This window comes from Paenibacillus luteus (assembly GCF_006542765.1).
Classification (GTDB): Bacteria; Bacillota; Bacilli; order Paenibacillales; family Paenibacillaceae; genus Pristimantibacillus; species Pristimantibacillus luteus.
This window is the reverse complement of sequence record NZ_SKCD01000044.1, coordinates 12387-34639: the sequence shown is the minus strand read 5'-3', so window position 1 is coordinate 34639 and position 22253 is coordinate 12387. Positions and strand designations below refer to the sequence as shown.

The following is a 22253-nucleotide window of genomic DNA, read 5'->3' as shown; positions in this document are numbered from 1 at the left end:
CGTCCTTTTCCTGTTACCCCTTAAAAAAATCAATAAACTTCACTGGCAAGCCGCTAGCAACGGATTGTATAGATAGCGGGAATACCGAGCTCCATGTCACCGCATCATACACGTCTATCGCTGGCTTTCTGTTCTCCAGAATAGCAGTGACAAACTCATGCATAACGAAGAAATCTCCTCCACCATGACCCGTATTAAGGGCTTGTTCCGACCATTGCTTCCAGTTAGGATGTTCCCACTGCTGCTCGTAGGCCCATAAAGATTTCCATTCTGGATGTTGCCCAGCCATTTGATCCTTCTCTAACCATACAAGTGGGTCTTCCCCACCAAACCGTGGCGCTAAATAGGAGCCTTCCGTGCCTTGCAGTCCGTAGTGGTTCATGTTGTGCGGACGGGCTGACTGTATATCGACGCGAAGTGAGATCAGGACGCCATTCTTGGTGCGAATAAGAGTACTAGAGCTGTCCCCTTGATTCCAATAACCAACTTGCGAGCCTGAGTGTTCTGGGCCGAAATGCTCCAAAAAATATTTGGAGGATGACCGACTTTTGGAGTTAACGGTAATGAGCTCTTCAAACGCGTCACCACCCTCCTTATTAATCCCGAGCCACTTTGCGATCGGCCCGAGTGAATGGGTCGGATAGGTACTACCATTAAAATCTCGAATGTAGTCTCCCCGCCAGGTCAAGCTGCTGTCGCTGCCATGCATTAGCTCTCTTATATCGTGAATGTAACCGCACTCCGCATACGTAATTTCCCCAAAAGCCCCAGCGCCGGCCATATGCTGGACCATCATATTTTCACGGGTATAACAGTAATTTTCCGCCATCATATAAGTCAGGCCTGTTTCCTTGACCGCTTCAATTAACTCCCAACTTTCTTCTATGGTATGCGAACCGATTACTTCACTTAGCACATGTTTTCCCGCTTTAAGCGCAAGCACGGCCTGTCTTGCATGAATCAACATCGGTGTTGCAAGGAATACTGCATCGACCTCGGAGCTTTCTAACAATCTCTCGTAGCTTGTGTAGGTGGTTATACCCGGAAACCTCTCTTTCCACCCCTTCAACACGTCCGAATTTAAATCGCATACCGCCGTCAATTCCGCCTTCCCTAACAAGCTGCTAAGCGCATTACCGAATGCTGCCCCTCTTTGCCCGCCAACAACCGCAAGCCGAACCACTTTGCTCACCTAAACCCCTCCTCAAGATTTGTAATATGAAATCGCTTGATAAAGTGATTATTGCTCTGCCACGAGACGATTGGTTAATGCTCCGAGCTTCTCAATTTCAATCGTTACGACGTCTCCGTCCTTCAAATAAATTTGCCGCTCTGGCGGATAGCCCATCACGACGCCTTCTGGCGTTCCGGTAAGAATGATATCTCCTGGCGATAGGGTAAAATGCTGCGAAATGTAGCTGACAATTTCGTCGCAGTAAAAGATCATGTCACTCGTATTAGACTCCTGGCGCACCTCGCCATTAACGATCGACTTGATCGTTAAATCATTTGGATTCCCCACCTCGTCGGCTGTAACTAAATAAGGCCCGAGCGGTGAAAATCCATCACAAGTCTTGCCAAGCAACCATTGCGGCGTCCGCAACTGCAAATCGCGAGCAGACAAATCGTTTACGTTGCAATATCCGAACACATAATTCAGTGCTTCTTCTTTAAGTACATATTTCGCTTTTTTCCCGATAACAATGACCAATTCGGCTTCATAGTCGACTTTTTGGGAAGCTCTAGGAAGGAAAACATCCTCCTTGTTCCCTGATAAGGTATTGTTAAATTTATTGAATAGGATCGGATATTCGGGTACCGGCAAATTCGTTTCCTCTGCATGCTTGCGATAGTTCAAACCTACGCAAATGATTTTCCCTGGATTTGTGACACAAGGCCCTAGCTGAAGGTCGGCTTCGTTCAACCAACAAGATGACAAGTTCGCAGATAAAGCTTGCTCCTCCAAGGCTTGCAGCGCGTTGATCGCCGGCGTTCCTTGCTCGATCACCTCATGAATCGATGACGGTACTTGTGCACCGAATTGCTTCGCAGCCGATGCAACGTCCAAAACCCCTTTGTCCGTCCGAATGCCAAGCTTATATTGTTGTCCCGTTTTGAAAGTAAGTAGTTTCATCGTTTTACTCCTTCGTTCATTTAGTCATTTCATTATGCAAGGATCACTGGCTACCGCTTAGTATTCCCTCCGGGCTATCCGATGTTAACGACTTTCCAGCCCATGTTCTCGCCAAATCGTTCCAATACGTTCCCAACATCGCCATACACGATAACGCCATGGTGAGTACCGCCATGTTTGCTGAATGAGGCCAAGAAATCAGATACCGGCATATTAGGCTCGAACCAGCCGCGAATCGCCTCGGGCATCCGATCCTCGCCTAGCACCTCTAACATCTCCACAGGCGATAAAATCATGGAATAGGTGTTGTCCTTCCCCGGTGCCAAACTGACATAGACGGCTTTGCCGCCACGGAATCTACCATAAGCGACGACAGGATTTCCCGCGTCAGTAAAAGGAAATGCCTTTTCTTGAAGCGTCATCTTCTCTGCCGCGATGCGTATATTCATCTCCCCCATGTGGCTGACTAAGATGCGGTTGTTTTGCCAGTCTGGACAAAACATCTCTGCAAATGAGGTATCCGGATATACGGAAAGCAGCGCACCCACTAAAGCAGCGGTAAGGACATCGCCTTCTCCTGCATAACCTATCCCCTTTTCCATCGCTTTGCTTGCTTCCATGAACGGCATGCAGGGAAGACCCGACTGCTTCGTTATCTCCATAAAATTTATCGTAAACGCCGTTAATTGGTGTTTCTCCACTAAACTTCTTACCATTAAACATGCTTCCGTCGATTGCTTGTAAATCCCTGGGTCTAAGCTAGTTGACTTAAATCGCTCTTGGTCCATTCTCATCTCTTCTTCAATCTGTACGTCTGTTACCGCTTCAAACCTCGTTTTGCCATCGGTAAGCTCAAATTCGAAAGTCTCCATGCCAATGGTAGATTGCAGAATATCCGTCGGCACTTGGAAATCTCCCATGCCATCGAATTGGCGTCCCAGTCTTCCCACTCTCGCTGTCTTCATTCGTTTTGTCATTTTTGCGGCTTTCACGCCATCCATTACCCGATCCAGCACATTGGACTGGGACCAATGCCCAGCTTCGATCTGAAACTCCTTCCCGCTGCGCAGCAAGAGATTGCACAGGTCTTGCACGCCGTGTATGCCGTGATTATACATAATTTCATCCGGCAGTTGCAGCGGACTCAAATCATATGTCGGAGTCGTATCAAGGATTACGATCGGAAGCTCTGTAGCCGCTAAGAGGCTTGCAGATTCAAGAGAAGGAGAATAGGCCAGATGTAAGGTTACGACAGCATCAACCCCTTCTTCCTCGAAGATCTGAATAGCCTCCTCGAATTCCGCCTTAATTCGGCATAGCCGAACGGAAACCACGTCCATCCCTTTCCTTTGAAGCTCGCTTGCAATCGTATGATGGAAAGAATCTGCTCTTTCTCTAATCTCCGGCCAGTGATCGTCGTATAATTTAATGTACAAGGGCAACAATCCGATTTTTAGTTTCTCCATCCGATATTCTCCCTCTTCTTATCGATACTATTGATCATTGCGTAAGCATTATTGTAAAATACGTCTTCAATGTCCTCCTTCTTTAAACCCTCCGCTTGCGCGGCCAACCTAAACGCATCGATTTCTTCATACATGAAGAACGTTAGCGATTCCGCCTCCTCGTTCTCCACCTCGCGCATATGTTTGTCGTCAGATACATCCCCGTATAATCCCTTTGGAACTAAATTTACATAGTTTCCGTCTTGGCAGATTCGTCTAGTTCTCATTCGTAGAATAGGCAGATCGCTTCCGAAAAGAATGCGTTTGGGACCTACCGCTTTAATCAACTGTTGGAATACATAATCGTTCGTATTGGCACTAATATCGAATACCATATTTTTCGTCTCAGCAAGAACTTCGAATGCGTCCCCAATATCCTCAGGGCAGTATGCTCTGCCGACATGGGCGACAATCAGCTTGACTGACGGATATTTTCTTTCAATCTCCAATAATTGCGCGAGATTAACGGGGTCTTTCAATCTGCCGTCTCGCGGGATATGCAGCATCGCGGCCCAACCGCGCTTGTTCAAAATCTCCAAGTGATGATGAGGCAAGAAATCGAAAACTCTTATTTCTTTCTCGGGGATATAGGAATCGGCAAAATTCAAATACACTTTGCAGCCCAGAAATCCGCCCCTATCAATCCCATCTTCAAAGTCCGAGGCGCTCATTCCAGGCTTTGTGACCATCAGGGAAGGAAGGCTGTGCTTCTCAGCGCACTCCCTGATATATTCATTGCCGGCTTCAATATCGTAGTTCAAACTCACTTGCGAGAAGATGAGCGGAGTAACCTGCTTGCCTGGAAACATTAGCCGATAAGTCTCGTATAGATCCTCGATCGGGTTTTGTCCAGCAACCAAGGACGGCCAAGTAACCGCTCTCACGGGCGCTTTTGCGGTTTGGATACGAATGCTGTCAAGCCAGACATGTGTATGGATATCAATGATTTTGTCGGGCAAAAACTCTTTAAGCTTGGTATCATAATAGACTTTGTCAACTTCCTTCATCTGAAATAAACTCATTGCGACAAACCCCCATTTTTCGTAATCAATTCGCTGGTAAACTTCCGATATTCTCGTTTATAAACCTCATGCGCTGCTACATCCGGCTTCCTAACAAGCTTTTGGAAATCTGCCTCTAGGAATGCTCCTCTTTCATCCGAATATAGCCCCGCTCCGATACCTGCCATAATGGCTGCCCCTGCAGCCCCCGCGCAGGCCCCATTGATAACGCTTACTTCTTTTCCGAGAACATCCGCTACGATTTGCGGCCACGGGAGCGTCTCTGAAGGCCCGCCAACCATCGTTACGGATTGAAAACATATTCCGGCCGCATCCAATTGGTCGATATGCATTTTTAACAGATATGCCGTTCCTTCCATTAGCGCTCTTGCGATATCTGTCTTCGCGAACTTATCCCAACCGCCGAGCTCTCCTCTCCACATGGGGTTTATGCGAAGTCCGCTCGCACCAGGATTAGCTGCGCTGGCAAGCTCATTAAACGTAAGGTATCTGTCTGGAGCGCCGGAAATATAATCGCAGATGTATTTATCCACCAAAGTGGCGATTGCAGGAAGTGAAAACATCGCGCCCCACGGTCCATTGGGCTGAAGGAAGGGATCGACCAACAGCTTAAGATCAATCGCGCTTTGCCGATCCTTTATTGGCGTAAAGCCTACCCATGAGGTGCCGCAGGATAGGAGAAGTTGTCCTTCATCCAGTACCCCCGCCCCTCTTGCGGCACTCGGGTGGTCGAAAGAACCAACGGTCACAGGCATTCCAAGCGGAAGCCCAGTCTCCACAGCAGCTTCCGCCGTAATAAAGCCCAGAACCGATCCCGGAGCTAACAAACGCGGCAGCTTCTCCTCGGGAATTTCTAATTTCCGTAAAAAAGGAAGATGCCACTCCATCGCTTTCTGATCCTGAAGATAGAAGGTGCTGGCCGTGGAGCTGTCCATTGCCCATGCGCCCGTTAACTTGTAGTTCAAATAATCTGTGCTCATACAAACTTTTGCCGCGCTTCTCAACAGGTCCGGCTCGTGTATGTTCAACCAGGATAGGTGAGCAAGCGGAAAAGTTTTTAGCAGCGGCCAACCGATTAAGTCGTGAACCTCGCTTGCTTCCATATCCCCGAACGTCGATTCCATTTCATTCGTTACGCGTTCGTCCATCCAACTGAACGCCGGAAGCATAGGCTTCCCTTGAGCATTTACAAGCATAGTATTTCCGCTGGCCGACGCTATGCTTAGTCCGGTAACGCATGCCCCCTCGGGCAATGCTTTGACCAGCCTACGAATGACATCGCTAGTCAAACGGAACAATAGATCAGCGTCAAACTCGATACGTCCATCCTTGAACACTTGCGTTTGAGTTTCGATCCGCTCTCTTGAAACGACGGATCCACTTGCAGAGATCAGTACCCCTTTTACGGCAGATGTACCGATATCCATTCCTATTAGGCATTCCTGATACACCCTTTTATCCTCGCTCGACATCATCAAACCCCTCTCAAACGGAAGCGCTTTTCATACCGATACACGCCATTGGGTCAGTATAGTCAACTCCAAGGCTTATAGCCACTGGTTTGCAAGTCACCGCGCCGTCGTAAGTATTTAAGCCAAGTCGCAAATCTGTATACTCTGTCAATGCTTGCTCTATCCCTTTGTTCGCAAGCTTCACAAGATATGGCAGCATGGCTGCTTCAAGCGCAAAGGTAGATGTCCTCGGAACGGCCCCTGGCATGTTGGCGACCGAGTAATGGACCACCCCGTATTTCTCATAATACGGATCGTCATGTGTCGTAACCCGATCAATCGTCTCGATCGATCCGCCCTGGTCAATCGCTACATCTACGATGACGGATCCTTTTTTCATCGTCTTTACCATGTCTTCCTTCACGATTTTAGGCGCTTTCGCCCCAGGAATGAGAACCGCACCGATGAGCAAATCCGCTTGCTTAACGGCTTGAGCTACGTTGTATTCATTGCATATGAGAGTCGTAATTTGCCCTCTGAAAATATCATCGAGATAAACAAGCCTATTTTTATCCACGTCCAGAATGGTGACCTTGGCACCGAGCCCAATGGCCATCTTAGCGGCATTCGTACCCACAACCCCGCCGCCGACGATCACGACTTCTGCGCTGCTTACCCCCGGAACCCCGCCTAATAAAATCCCCATGCCGCCATTGTATTTTTGAAGCATTGTGGCGCCGATCTGAACCGACATTCTGCCGGCAACCTCGCTCATTGGAGCAAGCAGAGGCAACTGCCCATTACCGAGCTGCACCGTTTCAAACGCTATGCCTGAAATCTTTTTTTCAATCAACATTTTGCTCAAGGAAAGTTCCGCGGATAAATGCAAGTAGGCAAAAAGCGCTTGCCCGGGTTTGAAAAGCTCATACTCCGATGCTATAGGCTCCTTCACCTTAACAATCATATCTGACTTGTTGAATAGCTCACGCTTATCCTCTAGCACCATTCCTCCAGCATCCAAATACTGTGCATCGTCAAATCCGCTGCCTAGGCCCGCATTCTTCTCTACAAATATTTGATGCCCTTGGCCTATTAATTCTTTTACCCCGCCCGGTGTAAGCGCCACCCGATTCTCGTTGTTTTTAATTTCCTTTACCAATCCAATTTTCACCGTCATCACCAGCTTCTATAGAATGATTAAACCAACCATTAAACCAACCGCACCTCTATGCCCACTTCTTTATATGCCTCGATTTCTTCCTTGTTGGCATTTTCATTCGTAATGAGGCAATCGATTTTATCGATACCGGCAATAAGTGAAAAATTAGCCCTGCCGATTTTGGAGTAGTCCGCTACTAGAATGGTCTTATCCACTCTAGCTATCATCTGTCTGTACAATTCCGCTTCCTGATGATGATACGTGCTAATCCCAAACTCAGAGCTTATCCCATCGGATGAGAGGATCAGCTTATCGGCCTTATATTTGTACAATTGAGCAATAGCGTCATCACCGGAAACAAACTGGTACTCAAAATTAAGATCTCCTCCAAGCAAAATAACAACAGTTACATTCCTGTTAAACCCAGCTTCCTGCGCGATTGACAAGGAATTCGTAATAATAATCAAGTTTTTGTGATTCTTTAATTCTTTCATCACATAGAGCGGTGTCGTTCCTGAGCCGAGAATGACGGTGTCACCATCAGAAATTTGGGAAGCCGCTTCGACCGCAATTTTTCTTTTTTCTTCTTTATTGGCTTCGGCACGTTCTTGAAAGTTCATATTATAATAAGATTTGTAAGTGCTGATCGCGCCTCCGTGCGTGCGCTGCAGCAATTGCTGTGTACCTAGCTCATCTAGATCACTGCGGATAGTGACCTCTGATGTGCCGAAGAATTTGCTTAATTCAGCTACCTTTACCTTTCCATCCCGATGGAGCAATTCCAAAATCCGTTTTCTTCTCTCGTCGATGTCAATATCATCCCTATTTTGTTCTACCATAATTTCTCCTTCATCCATCCATGTTATTTTATGCTTTCTAAAGCATCATCCATCTTATCCAAAAAGAAGTCTATCATTATTTTGGTAGCGATAATAGGCGGTTTTGTCAGTGCAGCAGGCGGGCATTTCGCTTTATAGGTTTGAGCGCTAATATCGATGCAATTCTGATTAAGAATGCTTGTAAATTGCGTAACTTTCTCCGCATCGCGAAAGAATAAGGTTGAAAGATGTCCCAATCCCTCTACCTTCTCAATAAGCGAGGGGTGTCGCAGCGTCAACTCTTTGAGCTTTTCTTCGTAATAGAGGCCCATATCGCGGATATACGTTCGATTCTCTTCGGCAAATTTCATTGTGATCAAATAAGCTAATGCCGCTAATTCTTGCTGGCCATTGGTTACTAGTGCGCCAAACTGGTTCAACGTATCCATCTCTGAAGTCGTAATGACGCGCGAAGCTGGATACTGCCCACCTGGAAAGCCTTTTCCTATGACTACGAAATCTGGGTTCAAGCCATATTCCCTAAACAGATACATACCGGGATACCACATACAGGATTGAATTTCATCGCACATTACCGGAGTGTCGTTAGCATGGCAAAGCTCGTATGCTTCTTTTAAATAGTGCTGTTCAAGTCTGATGCCGCCATAATTCATCATAATAATTTCATGCAGGAAGCCCGCCACCTTAAATGGAGGCTTGTTATAGTGCTCGAAATTCGCCTTAAAGTCCTCGATGTCATTAAGCTTTACCGGACAAGCTTGCAAAATCCCCGCGCTGCTCATCTTCTCGTACATCCCAGGCCACAAATCACGCATAGTCTGAGCAATCACCGTCGTCCCATGATAGTTCGCTTTAGCCCCCCCATCATTGTCCGCCATAACTAAAAAGACAGGAATTCTATCCTTAAATTCAGGTTCCGGGAAAGTCAGGTCAAGCTTGTAAAACCGCGCAAGCATCATTTTTATTGCAGCTTCACAGGCTAACGTCCCTGTTTCCAAATTGATCACACGGTTTAGGACGTGGGGCTTCTGAGCAATCAAAATGTTCTCCAGCGCTTCGGTGTCGTTTTGACCTAATCCGTTTACGGTTCGAACAAGCTCCCTTTCCAGTAAACGAGTAATATACCCCCGCGTGTTGTTATGTGTTGCATTAGTAATACCGAGACGTCTAGCATTATCGATTAGTTGGTACCCGGGGAAATTATGACCCAAGGGCGTATGGTAATGCTCGCTTTTGGTGACAAGATAAAGCTTCCCATCCTCCCCCAATCTTAGATAGCCCAATCCTCCAAGAGGACTTGCTTTCAAATTTGCTGCCGCTTTAAAAGCATTTGTCGGCGCGCCTGCGTTCGATTGATTTAGCTCAGGAATGATTCTTGTACCTACCTTCGATAACAATCCATCCATTCTGCTTACAAATTCCTCAGGCATGAACTCAATTTCTTCATGAGCGATTTTTTCCAATTCCGAAACCTTATGATCAGAAAGAAATGCCGCTCCAGCCAAGGTTGATTCCATATAGTCTTCGCCTATTAGCTGAAACAATGAGCTTTTCACTGATTTCATTCTTTTCATCTCACTTTCCTCTACAAGCCTTTATTCGTTTTAACTTTCTTTTTACTTTCGTTTAACTTTCATTTTAACAGTATTATATTTCTTATCATTTCTTTTGGCAATAGATATTTCAGAAAGGTGTTCGAATCTGCAGAACGATTGTGACTTACGTTTCCTTCAGAAACGAAAAATCGCCCTCCAACTTGCCAGAATGGCAAAGCAGAGGGCGATTATCTTTTTATTATTTTCAATTGTTCACATCATTGATAACCATCAAATAAAATATGTTATTCTTTGCTTACTTTACCTTCAAATACAACTTGGTTGAGCGGTTTGCGCCCATTCGGCACTTCGCGCTCCGCAATGCCCTCAGGCAGGCTGCTTTTATCGCCACGATATCCAATCGCAATTACAGCATGCAGCTCGAACTGCTCAGGAATTTCTAGCACGCGGCGCGCAACCTCACGATCAAATCCACCAATGGCATGTGTGGAAATCCCTTTAAGCGTGGCTTGCAAGGCAAGGCTGCTCCAAGCGGCGCCCGCATCGAATGCATGAGCGCCATTGGGATCGCCATTCTCGCGTTTGGAATCCGAGGCAATAAGTACGAGAACTGGCGCGCTTGAAGCCCATAATTTATTAAAATCACCAAGAAAGGCTTGGAAGACTCCCAGATGTTCTTCGGTCTTGGCAACGATAAACCGCCATGGCTGGTCATTGTACGAAGATGGCGCCCAATGAGCCGCCTCCAATATAGCATTTAAATCCTCATCCGTTATAGGCTGATTCGTGAATGCTCGCGGCGACCACCGGTTAAGAAACAACGGACTAATTCCATTCTCTGGCGTACGGTTTCCCTGCACTTCTTCTGCAATGGTTTGAACAACTTCCAGACTCATCATAAACACACCTTTCGCATTGGAATTATTTACATTCATCTCATCGTAACATGGTTATCAAGTTTTTTCAAAATAAAAGTTAGACAAAACATCTGAAAAGCTGGTCTGAAGCAGATGCCCTCCTTTCCAGCGCATCCTCGACTCGCTAAAACACTCAAAAAACATAAAAAACTACATCTTTCGATGTAGTTTAATTTCATATTGATGGAGCCTAAGGAGGTAGGACCCCTGCCTCATCGCAAACCATGTTAATTCGTACCCGACAATGAATCGAATCGCGCATCTTGCCCCCAACGCAGCAATCCTTGACCATGCAAGCAAATAATGAGAGTATAGGCGCCTGAGCTTGCATAATTCCTCTCTCCGTTTTCAGCAAATTCAATGGATTGTATCTCATTAACGTGCAGGATCCCCTACAGGATTGATTTATTTTATTCAAGGCAGTGCTCCTCCGCATATCCGATGCCGTTTTCTCATTAATTATCTTAAGTATACCGTCTTGTCTGATGGAGAAAAAGATAAAATCGATGCTTTATCTTTCCAATTTCGGTGATTAAGTGTTCGGGACAAGTACGCACAGTCAATGCATTGGTGCTTCAATGCCTAATCATACAAAGGCAAATAAAAAGGATGCCAGCCTTGGCTAATCGCCGCTGACATCCTCTCTGATTAAAACTCTGCTACCCGCTAGCTACAATTCTGCTGGACGGTCTTCTTAATTCTCATCCAGCTCCAAAATGCGGAGCAGAATTGTAATTACTTCCGCTCTGGTTGCCACTGCATTGAAGTCAAACTTGCCGGCTTCCTTGCCTTGCATAATCCCTTTTGCAGCTACTGCGCCAATCGCGCCCATGGCCCACTCTGGCAGTTTAGCATGGTCAGTAAAGTTTGCTGATTTGTCCTTTTGATCTTCCAGCTTCAAAGCACGAGCAATCATAACCGCAAGCTCGGCACGCGTCAAACCGCTATTGGGACGCAGCGTCCCATCCGCATAACCGCTTAAAATCCCTGCTGATACTGCCTGCTCAAGCGCTTCTTTTGCCCATGGAGCAATGTTATCTTCATCCTTAAAGGCATGCTGCTTTCCATCGCCTTGTACAGGTAATGCGCGGGATAACATCACTGCAAATTCCGCACGTGTTACCGCCGCATTTGGCTTGAACGTTTGATCCTTGTAGCCAACCACAAAGCCTTTTGTCACTGCTTTACGAATCGCAGCTTCTGCCCAGTGACCGGCAATATCCTTCAATTCAATCTGATTTTCTTGATTTCCGCCGGTGTTGCCTCCGTTATTTCCGCCAGCGTTACCTCCGTTGTTGCCTCCATTGTTACCTCCATTGTTACCGCCATTGTTACCCCCGTTGTCGCCAGGCGTTGTATCAACTACTGTAATCGTCAGCACTTGTGGCTGGCCTGCGCTAAACTCAAATGTTAGCTGCGCAGTCCCTTTTTGCAATTTCGTCAAGTAAGCCGTCGTAATCGAGATCTGATCGTTATTTACAACATAATCGGTTCCCGCCTGCAGCAGCACACTCCCGTTCTTAATGGCCGTCAGTGTATTTCCTTTAAGCTCCAGCTTGATTGCAACTGCTTGCTGCTTGCTAGGGTTCAAATCGAATTCAGCAGCAGTTGGGCTGATTTCGCTATCCTGAACGATAGGTTTGATTTGGTTAAGAAGATCCTTCTTAACCTTGCCGTCTGCCATAATAGTGACAAAGTTGCGAGCCATAGCGATATCAGCAGCCGATCCAGACGCGAGAGCCTTTGAAACGGCAGCCCTTGCTGATGCTTCAAGCATTTCACTGTATTTGCCTGCGCCTAACAGATAAACGTCTGTAAATGAGCTTGAATTTTTTAATTGTCCGCTTTCAACTTCAAAGGTGGATCTGGTGCTGTCTGATTCACGCGAGCTGTCAGATTCGTTGAGCATGATTGATATTCCGATTCTTCCGTTCGTAAGCACCGATGCAGGATTATTATGAACGGTATTAAACGGAATCTTTAAATCGTAAATCGTCGTTTTCGTATCTTCATCTCTTGTAATCTTTGCCCCTATATCCGTTGTCGGAGCAGTCGGTGCATTGGCGCCTGTAGGACGAGTCCAAGCCCATTTGATAACTTCCTTGTCATTGGTGAGTGCGAATCCCAATTCATTCCGCGTGATACTGTCGGTTGCAGGATTGCGCATATCAATGCCTAATTGCAAATTATCCTCTCTCCATATATTTCCTCCGGTCTGGCTGTTGAAGTGAACGTCGTCTGTAACGACAATGTACGCGTATAAATTGCTGTCGTCCCATGCGAAATGAGATCCAACGCTAAGGTCTTGAGGACCATCCCACGTTCCCGAAGTGACATAATCTTTTGTGTCCATGACAAATGCCGGAGTTGCGGCACTCTTTGCCGGATTTTCTGCGCCTGCAGAACTTACCTTTTCAGCGTAAGCTGCGTCAAATTTTGCCGTATAGGTGTATGCTTTTCCGTCTTCGAGTTGAAGCTTGAATGTGATCAGGCCTGCAACATAATACGGTAAATCTACGGTTACGGATTCGCCTGCCTCAAGCGCGTTAAATTTAATGGGAGTGAGATCTTTAGCATAGGCAGCCGGGGAAACAATCGTTAATGTTCCGGGTGCAGAGGCTCTTCCTCCAACATTATACTTAACGGTGAATTGTTGTTTATCTCCGTTTTTGGTTAGGTTAAATACAAACGGTTCCGCCAATAAATCCGAGCCGTAAATGCCGTACGGATTGCCTGGTGGGGTACTGTTTCTCAAACCGGATGCGTAATAATTGTTGCTAAGTTCTACCGATGTTCCGCCCTCGCGCAGCATGGCATATACATTATTATTCTGGCCGTTCTTAGACGGCTGGAAATAGGAAGTGTATACATGCGCCTTACCGCCTTGGACATCTATACCCGGATTGTTGCCGGGCAGCTGAGTGAAGTTGGCTTGCTGTAAACGAACGATACCGTTATTCACGATCGCTCCCGCTACGGTCGGGCTTCCCCAGAACGCGCTGTTGTACAGAACAAGTTCGGCGTCTTGGTCGATTTTTGCGGTATTAGCTGCATCGCCCATCCTGACATACGCTCTGCTTGGCTCCGTCGTAATGTTCGTGTTAACCAATTCCGAGTTGATCGCGATGATTTTGGTATGTTCGTCCGCGTCTTCCACATAGAGAGCGTACGTGGTTCCGTCCGAACCGTGGCCAATCATCGTCATTTTTCCGGGGTATGCGAATTCGCCGTTCCCCAGGTCTCTTTTCAGGAAATGTATGCCGTATACCGAGCCGAAAACGAAATTGTTGAAAATCGTCTGGTCTTCCACATCCGCGAATTTTAGCGCACTCATGTATCTTTGTACGAAACCGTACAAATCGCCGGTAGGTGCCGAATATCCTTGGCCTCCCGGAAGCCTCAACGCGTAATGCGGATTGAATTGCATATTTCTAATAAATCCGCCTTCCGCGCCTCCTCCTACCCAGATGCCTGCTCTAAGGAGCGTGCCGCCTAAATAGTCGACATAGTGGCCATCGGTTTTATAGGAAGCCAGATCTATGCCTTTATCCCCTATCGGGATCGTTAAGTTGATTGCATATACGCCTGCACCTTGCCCCTGTACCAAAAACGGAGTTTTTAGCGTTTGGTTGGGGTTGTCGAGATTGACGCTGGTTATATTTGATTGCGTAATGTTAAGCCCTCTGAGGCCTGCGTTTGCCTTAAGCTGTATGAGGGAATTTCCGTTTTCTCCCTCAGCCCCGCCGGTGTACGCTGTAAAGATTGCCGTGCCGCCGCCTTGAGTATGATGCTGTACGTCCCATGTTCCTCTAAGTTCGACACCCTCCGGAACGATGACAGGACTATTCAACCTATATCTTCCACCCGGTAAATAGATGGTGCCGCCGCCGTGATTAGCTTTAATATAGTTGAGAGCATCCTGCAACTTTGCAGAAATATCCACGGTCGGTGCGTTGCCTGTTAACGAGCGCGGGAAGTCAAGTCTAAGCACTGCGCTTGATGTTGGTCTCGGGTGTACATCAATATCTGTTTTTACATCTTTCGGAATAGGTTCAAATAGATAATCAACATCATTCACGATTTGTACCGCGGTGTTATTGCCGTCAGCCTTAACATCAAGTTCAAGGTTATCGATGTGAGCGGCAAGGTTAGCGCTCTCGATGTTAAGGTTATAACCGGAATTTACCGATTTGAATGTTCCGAAGTTTGTTCCCAAATGTGCATGTTTGTCTGCTTGTTTGAAGTTGCTCTGACTGACTAATGCGTTGCCTCGGCCCAGGAAGTTCAGCGCATAATCGTCATATTCGTCGAACGTACTATCCTCAAAGGATATCACGCCGCCTCTGGCGTTGCTTACGATTGGACCTTTGAATGCAACTCCATTGAATTGAACAGAAGTGTCGAAACGTTCGTTGAAATATACTGCCGTGTCGCCTCCGAATTCCGAGTTCGAGAGCAGCAGGCCGAATCCGTTAACGTTGTCAATGTAAATACCCGTTTGACTGTCTTCGATTTTCAATCCGTAGAACTGCGCGTTTGGAGCTTCGTCGCCGCCAGGTTCTCTTCCGATCCACATTCCCGTCTTATACCCGGAAATATTCAATCCCGAGACATATTCCCAATCTGATCGGTGCATCATGAATCCGGTAGCGTTCGCTCTTGTGTACGCTCTCGCGTCCGTAAGAGACGGTGCGCCGTCAAGGCCTGAATTTGCCCAGTATTTCGGGTTCATGTCCACGTTCTCGATACGTCCGATGTCTGTACACGTGTGAACCACGATGCCCTTGTAGAGAGCCGTCATATTGCTGTTCACAACGTAATGCATTTCACTTGGCAGGGAGATGAATCCACCCCAAGCGTTTACAAGAGTAACGTTATCAAGCGTGACGCTGTTTCCGGTTCTCTGATAGAACGTCCATGGATATGGAATTCCTTTGATATCCTCAAATTCCCCTGTCTTCTGACCATCTGCGTTCCTCTTTTCAACCGTGGTTGTAGCATGAATATCTTGATTTGGATACCAGACTGAAAGGTTCGTTACACCTGTGCCTTGTTCCATGTCTATGAATCGATCGGATACGTTAGCTACTTTTTTGCCGCCTGTTTGATTTTCTCTCTCGTCAGAGTCAACATACGTGTCATAATTGGCGGAATTATGTCCGGCATAGACTGCTAGAATGGTTCCGTCGATTTTACCGTCGTAACCGTCTGCATCCGGGTTATCCCATTCGCCACGGAGCTGTACGCCTGCCCGTAAATTTAAAACCTGTTTATATTCGTAGTTTGTACTGCCTGTCGTGCTTTGAACGCTTATTGTGCCGGTAGTTTCCGTGTAGAACGCAAAGGTTCCCGCTGGAACATAGACTACGCCGCCGCCGTCATTATAAGCCGCATCAATCGCCGCTTGGAAAGCCTCTCTGTTATCGAAATTAACTAAGCCTTCCGCTTCTGCCATCTCTGCTGTTTTCGCACCGAAAGCGAGTACGTTAAAGTCCGATATCGCCCAATCTTTTGCATCGTGATCCTGAACAATTGCTGTTCTCATATGTTTTGCGTAATCATATCGATCCGGAACCGTGAGCACAAATGCTTTAGTCATGGTTACAGGAGCGGCTACCGGGCCTCTTTTTACCGTCGCCGTGAGCGTTACCTCACCGCCGCCGTCCGGACGGTTTGTCAGAATCGCGCCCGCAGCGGTTATGAGGGTAGCAGCGGATGTCGTCCATGTAATATCCGTCATATTTTCACCCATGGACGGAAGAACTAAGTTCGTCGTGACGTTAGTCTCAGAAGCATTCACGCCTTTAATTAAATTCCAAGTCAGTTTATTTAGCATATCATTTACCGCATCCTCGTCCGTTCCGGTACCTGTTCCGCGAACGACAATATTAAATGTTTTAACAACCGGTGTTACCGTTCCTTTGCTTACTGTCGCCGTGAGGGTTACGGCTGTATTCACTCCTTGGCGATCTATTGCGCCGGTGTTGCTGTTTATGACCGTGCTATTGGTAGATGTCCACACAATGTTCGTATTCGCCGAACCCGCCTTAGCAAGCGTCAAATTGGTTTCAACCAGATCCTGTCTGGTATTCGTGCCCTTGATAGCGTCCCAAGTCAATGCGTCCGATACAAGTTTAACCGCTTCTTCATCCGTTGGAGGAATTTCGGTTATCCGTATGCTCTGGATGATGGCTCCGGCTGCACCGATACGGAAGTGTGCTCCCTGATTTTGTGCTCCTATCGCAAAATTAGCTCCGTTAAGCACAACCTTTGAAGTCACCCAAGCGTTCCCGCTTCCTGTCGCCGGAAGGCTTGCTGATCTATACGCTTCAAATCCAGAGAAACTGCCGGGATATATGGTGTTATACTGTAACGGAATACCGCCCGTTGCGCTCGGTCTCCAGTATGTGACCGCTAATTCGGCCTTGTTTGCTTGCTTAAGTTTAAGGTCGTCTACAATGACGTACATAAAGTTTCCAACCTTCACAGCGTCTACTCCGCTTTGAGTGACTACATCCACTGCGGTACCGCCATCTCCGATAAGGCTGATGCCAATGCCGTTGCCTTGAAGTCCTTGAAACGGCCCAGCCGGATCTCCACCGTCGCCGAGACCGCTTCCAATGGCATCAACGGCATCAAATGATTCAGGATCATTGAAGTCAATGAACACTTCAGCAAGCTCGTTGCTCGTACTGGCTACTGTCAGATTAAAAATGACATGAGCAGGTGCCGCATTCCCTTTGGTGATTGTTGCTGTAAGGGTTACGGCTTTTCCTACGTCAGGGTCGCGAGTTACGCTGCCCGTTGCGGGATCAATGATTCCTGCCGGTTCAGCAGTCCATGCAATAGCCGTATCGTTCGCACCGGTTGCATGAAGAGACAACCCGGTTCTTACTTCGGATTGAATAGCGTTCGAATTCCTGATCGTGTCCCATGTTAGCTTATTTGCTGCATCCGTTACGGCTTGATTGTCATCAAGATGCACCACTTTAACTCTTGTATGCGTTCCTGCAAAAGGATATTGCGTATTTTGAGCTGTACGTGCGAATGTATAATAGGTGCTGCCTGTTGGTTTTGCAAATGCTGAAGTATACGTGCCTGCATTAAGAGTACCCGTTGTCCAGTCGCCGGCTGCCGGAGCGTCACCGGTAGTGTTGATCGCGAACTGCACAGCCTGGCCGTTCGCAGGCGCTGCTGAGGATAACGTAACGTTGCCCGTTGTCTCAACAGCCGTGGGAATGGGTTTCGGCGAATCCACGTTATTTTGAAAACGCGGGTTCTTGATGTAGATGTCGCCTTGCGGCACGGAAGACCATTGCATTTGCAATCTCCCCGCTTGTACCGTATCCAAGTGAACGGGATTGAAACCATTCGGTGAATTGGCTGCTGATAATTGCGCATAAACCGTAATCCATTCATTAACCTTTCCATTTTTGATTTCGTTAACATTAAGGTTAAGACGCGAATTGGTGTCAAGATTGTTACCGCCACTTGCCATGGCGATCCAGTTATTTCCACTGAGCTTTAAAAGGTCCGAATGCGTAACATACATATCAAAAACAAAATATTGATTCGCATAAGCTGATAAATCCTGATTGCCGCTGTCATTAATAAAGCGGGCATCCCAAAGCCGTTCAATGCCAGCGCCTATTTTTCCGGCTCCCAACTTAACCGCGTTATTTCCATCCGGCGCAATAGCGTTATTCGTCCCCTCTTCTATATTAGGAAAATACGTCGCAGCCCGGGCGTTGACCTCCGCCGGCACGGCTTTCACCGTCATGGTAAAAGTTTGCGTAGCACTTGCATTGCCCTTGGTTATTATCGCTGTGAGTACGACGGTTTTGTCTACTTCTCTATTTAATAAACGATTTACGCCTCCGGTATTGCTTATTGCCGCATTGTCCGAAGACCATGCTACGTTAGTTGTGCCTATTGCCGTCGGAAGACTAAGTTGTGATTTCACATCGGTATTCGAAGTATTACTACCTTTAATCGTATCCCATGTCAGAGACGCCGCCGCCTCATTTACCAATGTTTGTTCGTCAATAGACGTGACAGTCATTCTTGAAGATGCGCCGATGAAGTTGTAACTGCTGTCTGCTTTCGAGCGCGCGAATACATAGTAAGTCTGTGCGGAAGGTAATGTGGCAAATTGATGAGTATACACATTACCGTTTTTATTTCCATCCACCCAGCCGGCTGCGGGTGCGATCCCATCTTCGCTAATTGCGAATTCCACAGCTTGCCCGCTAGCTGGTGCGTTCGCCGTTACTGTTTTTGTTGCTGCGTCAAGTGCGGGAGCCGTTGACGGTGAAACCGGAACGCCTAACGCACTTTTCTGGAAACGAGGGTTTTTAATGAAAACGTCAGTGCTAGGGACATTAGTATCCCATTGCAAATGCATGGCCAGTCTGGTTACTTGGTCTAGCCAGGCGTCATTGAAATTCCCAGCTACGGCGCTTGACGTCGATAATTTCGTATAGACTGTTGCCCATGTCCCCACCGCTCCATTTGTAACCCCGCTTACATCAAGTTGAAGGCGTGAATCCGCGTTAAACTTATCCGCAGCGGGATTGCTGTCGCTTACGATGACGAGCCAGTTATTTCCTTGCATATTTTTAAAGCTCGCATTTGGAATATACATCTCGAAAGCGAAGTAGCCGTCTTTATAAGCGGATACATCTTTGAGAGGCGCCACGCTCGGCGTGAAGAGGTTATCCCATGGGCCACCGCCCTTAGAGGTTCCGGTGTTTAAACTCCACGCTTTCTGCCCGTCCGGCGCATCGGCGTTTGTCGCCGTATTACCATCTGTACCTGCATTTACGGTCAGAAGAGATACGGCATCTCCCCATGCCGCGCTGACTGTCATAAGCGGAGAAGCCAAAGTAAATAGCATTGACGTCACAAGTAAAAATGCTAATAACCGTCTTTTTATCATTCTCAAATTTCCTCCATACATCATATTTTCAGGTTTTGAAGATCTCCCCTAAATCTTTAAACCCTTCATCGCTTCAATAGCAAATTCAAAACTTTCTATGATTTTATGTAGTGCACAGAACAAAGTAATCCTGAATTGCCCGCAGCTATGCTGCTTTCATCTTGATCTGAGACACTCCTGTGTGGCCTGACCACACATTCCCGCTTCTATGCCCGTCGCCGCATCACCTCTACTATGCCATATGTTCAATCTTGTAAAAGCGCATCCGTCTACAACCGACTCCATGTTAGCGTTTTCACAAGTTCAAAAAAATAATAGGATTCCAAGAGCGATAAGCGTACGTGCAAATAACGTAATCTCACTGCTTCTTCTAACCCTGTAATCATTTCCCGGAACACAATCTGTATATTGGGGACTTATCTTATCATACGAGTGTTGCAATAAAGTTCCAATGAGGCAGTCTTATCCTTTACGGGGGCAATATTAATTTAATGAAAACGGAGCGCTGTCTCGTGAACCTCATTTATAGTCAGGAGGCTGATTAGAGTTAACTAGAAGGGGAATTATGGATTGCTTGAATTTCCGTTTATGGACGTACTAACTCAATCCAATGCCTGATATACTTACGAAAACAATTCAATAGTATAGGAGTGGTCGAGAATGGATATGGTTCGATATAAGAGTAGAGAAGTGTTGGATAGAAACAAAATTGAAGCTTTCCTGAGTAAAGCGCGAATTGGCCATCTCGGTATGGTTGATGGCCAGTTGCCATATGTTGTTCCGTTCAATTTTGTCTGGGCAAATGAGAAGCTTTACTTTCATGGAGCCTCAGGTGGAAGACGCAATCAGGTCATAAGTGCGAATCCAGAGGTCTGTTTTACAGTTTGTGAAGAATATGGAACCATTACCGATCCAGTACCAGCTAAGACGGACACTGCTTATATGAGTGTTATGATTTTCGGCAAGGCCGAGCTCATCGTTGATCTAGACGAAGCCACATACATGCTGCAGGAAATGCTCCAAAAATATGTGCCAGGTTATTATAACCGCCCATTGTCCAAACAACATGTAGACAAATACAGGTCTGCTGTTTTCAATACTTCTGTTCAGGTGTACCGAATTGAGCCCCATCATATAACGGCGAAAGAAAATCCGACTGAGGAAGAAAAAATGTACAAGCATTAAATACAAAGTCGCTAACAGAAAGTAGACGTGAAACATAAGAGACAGAGATTCTCGAATTAAATAAGCATCTTCGCAAGACGGTAAATACCTGCTTCTATTGCTGACTCATCTACTTTAGCAAAGCCTAATACCCACCCTTTCCGCTTACTATTCAAACAATAATTGCTAAGCGGATACACACGGATTCCATTTTCGAGCGCTTGGTTCATAAAGGCTTCTTCGTCAAACGAGTCTTCAGCTTCTAGAAGCATATGCAATCCCGTTTCTACGCCGCTTAGTTTGAAACGTTCTCCTAGGCCAGTTGAGATGATAGCTTTCGCCATTGCTTCATGTCTGCGCCGATATATGTTTCTGACTCTTCTCATATGACGCATGAAATACCCATGCTCAATAAAGTGTGCAAGTGTCAATTGCTCCATAATCGGAAGATGACGATAGGTGAGCTCATGAACTTGGGCAAGCTGGCCGATAGCTTTTTGGGGACCAATAATTGCAGATATTCGAATACCAGGAGCCACCATCTTCGAAAAACTCATCATATATAATGTGTTCTGAGATTGCTGGCTGAACAACGTGGGTAACGGGTCGCCACGATATCGAAACTCGCTATCGTAATCATCTTCAATTATCCAAAATTGATGTTCAGCGGCCATATGCAGCAATTGTTGCCTGCGGGGTTCAGACATGATCACCCCCACTGCACACTGATGTGAAGGCGTAACATAGACGAGTTTTGATTGTGGATGAATGTGGTCTACCTGTAATCCGTAATCGTCTACAGGGACAGGAACAACATTCATCCGCCGATATTTCATAGCCATCCAAGCGGCTGGGAAGCCGGGATCTTCAACGGAAACTGTTTCTCCTTCGTTTAATAGTGCTTGAGCGATTAAATCAAGACTATGTTGTGCACCAGAAGTTAAAATAATTTGGTCTATTTGCACGTGGACGCCTCGCTCGAGTGACAGATAACGCCTAATCTGTTCGCGTAGCGGAATGAAGCCATATGCGTTGCCGTAAGCCCAACTGTCTAGGTCCGTTTCTTTGGAGGCTTGCAAAAATGAATGTCTCCAGTTTTTTTGGAAATGTTGATCCAAATAAGGCTCGTGCGGACTGAAATCGATCTCAACATTTTTATTTTCTTTTCCTCTAAACCAGCTCTGCAATTGGCTGACTGCGTCATTTAACGATGGCAACTCGGGGGTAATAGGCCCTTGAGGCATGGCATCCTTTGTAAAACTTATTCTGCTGGTCCAGTCACTTACCCTTGTTCCCCCGCGCCTAGAAGTAACCGTGTAGCCACGACTGAATAATTCCTCATAAACAATCTGTATCGTTGAGCGGGAGACACCAACCAATAGTGCAAGTTCACGAGAAGGCAGCAGCAATTCGCCTGGTGGCCATTTGCCGGTTGTAATATTATGAATAGCTTGGTCAAGCAGTTGTTGCCATATTGGGCGTTTGTCATCACGGTTAATTTGCAGCATCCATTTCACCTCTAGTTGAATTCGAATACAGGATTAATATATGGATTGCTTTAATTGTTT

12 protein-coding genes are annotated in these 22253 nt (G+C 46.6%); 1 reads left to right on the top strand and 11 read right to left on the bottom strand.

Annotated elements, in window-relative coordinates; all coding sequences use genetic code 11:
• Positions 1 to 13 precede the first annotated feature (13 nt).
• From E0496_RS26240 to E0496_RS26195, 10 genes are all read right to left on the bottom strand, one after another.
• Positions 14 to 1192 (bottom strand): Gfo/Idh/MocA family protein, encoded by a 1179-nt coding sequence (locus E0496_RS26240; RefSeq protein WP_141504705.1) that lies wholly within the window; start codon positions 1190 to 1192, stop codon positions 14 to 16.
• Between the two features lie 48 nt (positions 1193 to 1240).
• Positions 1241 to 2134 (bottom strand): fumarylacetoacetate hydrolase family protein, encoded by an 894-nt coding sequence (locus E0496_RS26235; protein ID WP_141504704.1) that lies wholly within the window; start codon positions 2132 to 2134, stop codon positions 1241 to 1243.
• 74 nt (positions 2135 to 2208) lie between these two features.
• Positions 2209 to 3600, bottom strand: a complete 1392-nt coding sequence (locus E0496_RS26230; RefSeq protein WP_141504703.1) for an L-arabinose isomerase family protein — start codon at positions 3598 to 3600, stop codon at positions 2209 to 2211.
• Positions 3588 to 4661, bottom strand: coding sequence for an amidohydrolase family protein (locus tag E0496_RS26225; RefSeq protein ID WP_141504702.1), 1074 nt, complete (start codon positions 4659 to 4661; stop codon positions 3588 to 3590). The genes E0496_RS26230 and E0496_RS26225 overlap by 13 nt, the downstream gene beginning before the upstream one ends.
• Complete coding sequence (locus E0496_RS26220; protein WP_206669868.1) at positions 4658 to 6133, bottom strand: xylulokinase; 1476 nt, start codon at positions 6131 to 6133, stop codon at positions 4658 to 4660. Before E0496_RS26220 ends, E0496_RS26225 begins: the two co-directional genes overlap by 4 nt.
• Positions 6134 to 6146: 13 nt before the next feature.
• Positions 6147 to 7283: an alanine dehydrogenase gene (gene ald, locus E0496_RS26215; protein ID WP_141504700.1), complete on the bottom strand. Its 1137-nt coding sequence runs from the start codon at positions 7281 to 7283 to the stop codon at positions 6147 to 6149.
• Between the two features lie 38 nt (positions 7284 to 7321).
• Complete coding sequence (locus tag E0496_RS26210; protein WP_141504699.1) at positions 7322 to 8128, bottom strand: DeoR/GlpR family DNA-binding transcription regulator; 807 nt, start codon at positions 8126 to 8128, stop codon at positions 7322 to 7324.
• Between the two features lie 5 nt (positions 8129 to 8133).
• Positions 8134 to 9684 carry an aminotransferase class III-fold pyridoxal phosphate-dependent enzyme gene (locus E0496_RS26205; RefSeq protein WP_241675005.1) on the bottom strand — a complete coding sequence of 517 codons (1551 nt, stop codon included), beginning with the start codon at positions 9682 to 9684 and terminating at the stop codon, positions 8134 to 8136.
• Between the two features lie 266 nt (positions 9685 to 9950).
• The gene (locus tag E0496_RS26200; protein WP_141505042.1) at positions 9951 to 10562 is read right to left on the bottom strand and encodes a nitroreductase family protein; all 612 of its coding nucleotides are present in this window, start codon (positions 10560 to 10562) and stop codon (positions 9951 to 9953) included.
• A gap of 715 nt (positions 10563 to 11277) precedes the next feature.
• On the bottom strand, positions 11278 to 19521 hold the full coding sequence (locus E0496_RS26195; protein ID WP_141504698.1) for an immunoglobulin-like domain-containing protein: 8244 nt from the start codon (positions 19519 to 19521) through the stop codon (positions 11278 to 11280).
• 660 nt (positions 19522 to 20181) lie between these two features.
• On the opposite strand from E0496_RS26195, the gene E0496_RS26190 reads away from it, so the two are divergent.
• On the top strand, positions 20182 to 20706 hold the full coding sequence (locus tag E0496_RS26190) for a pyridoxamine 5'-phosphate oxidase family protein (RefSeq protein ID WP_141504697.1): 525 nt from the start codon (positions 20182 to 20184) through the stop codon (positions 20704 to 20706).
• Positions 20707 to 20762: 56 nt separating this feature from the next.
• Here E0496_RS26190 and pdxR read toward each other — a convergent pair whose 3' ends face one another.
• Positions 20763 to 22193, bottom strand: a complete 1431-nt coding sequence (pdxR, locus tag E0496_RS26185; protein WP_141504696.1) for a MocR-like pyridoxine biosynthesis transcription factor PdxR — start codon at positions 22191 to 22193, stop codon at positions 20763 to 20765.
• Positions 22194 to 22253 lie beyond the last annotated feature (60 nt).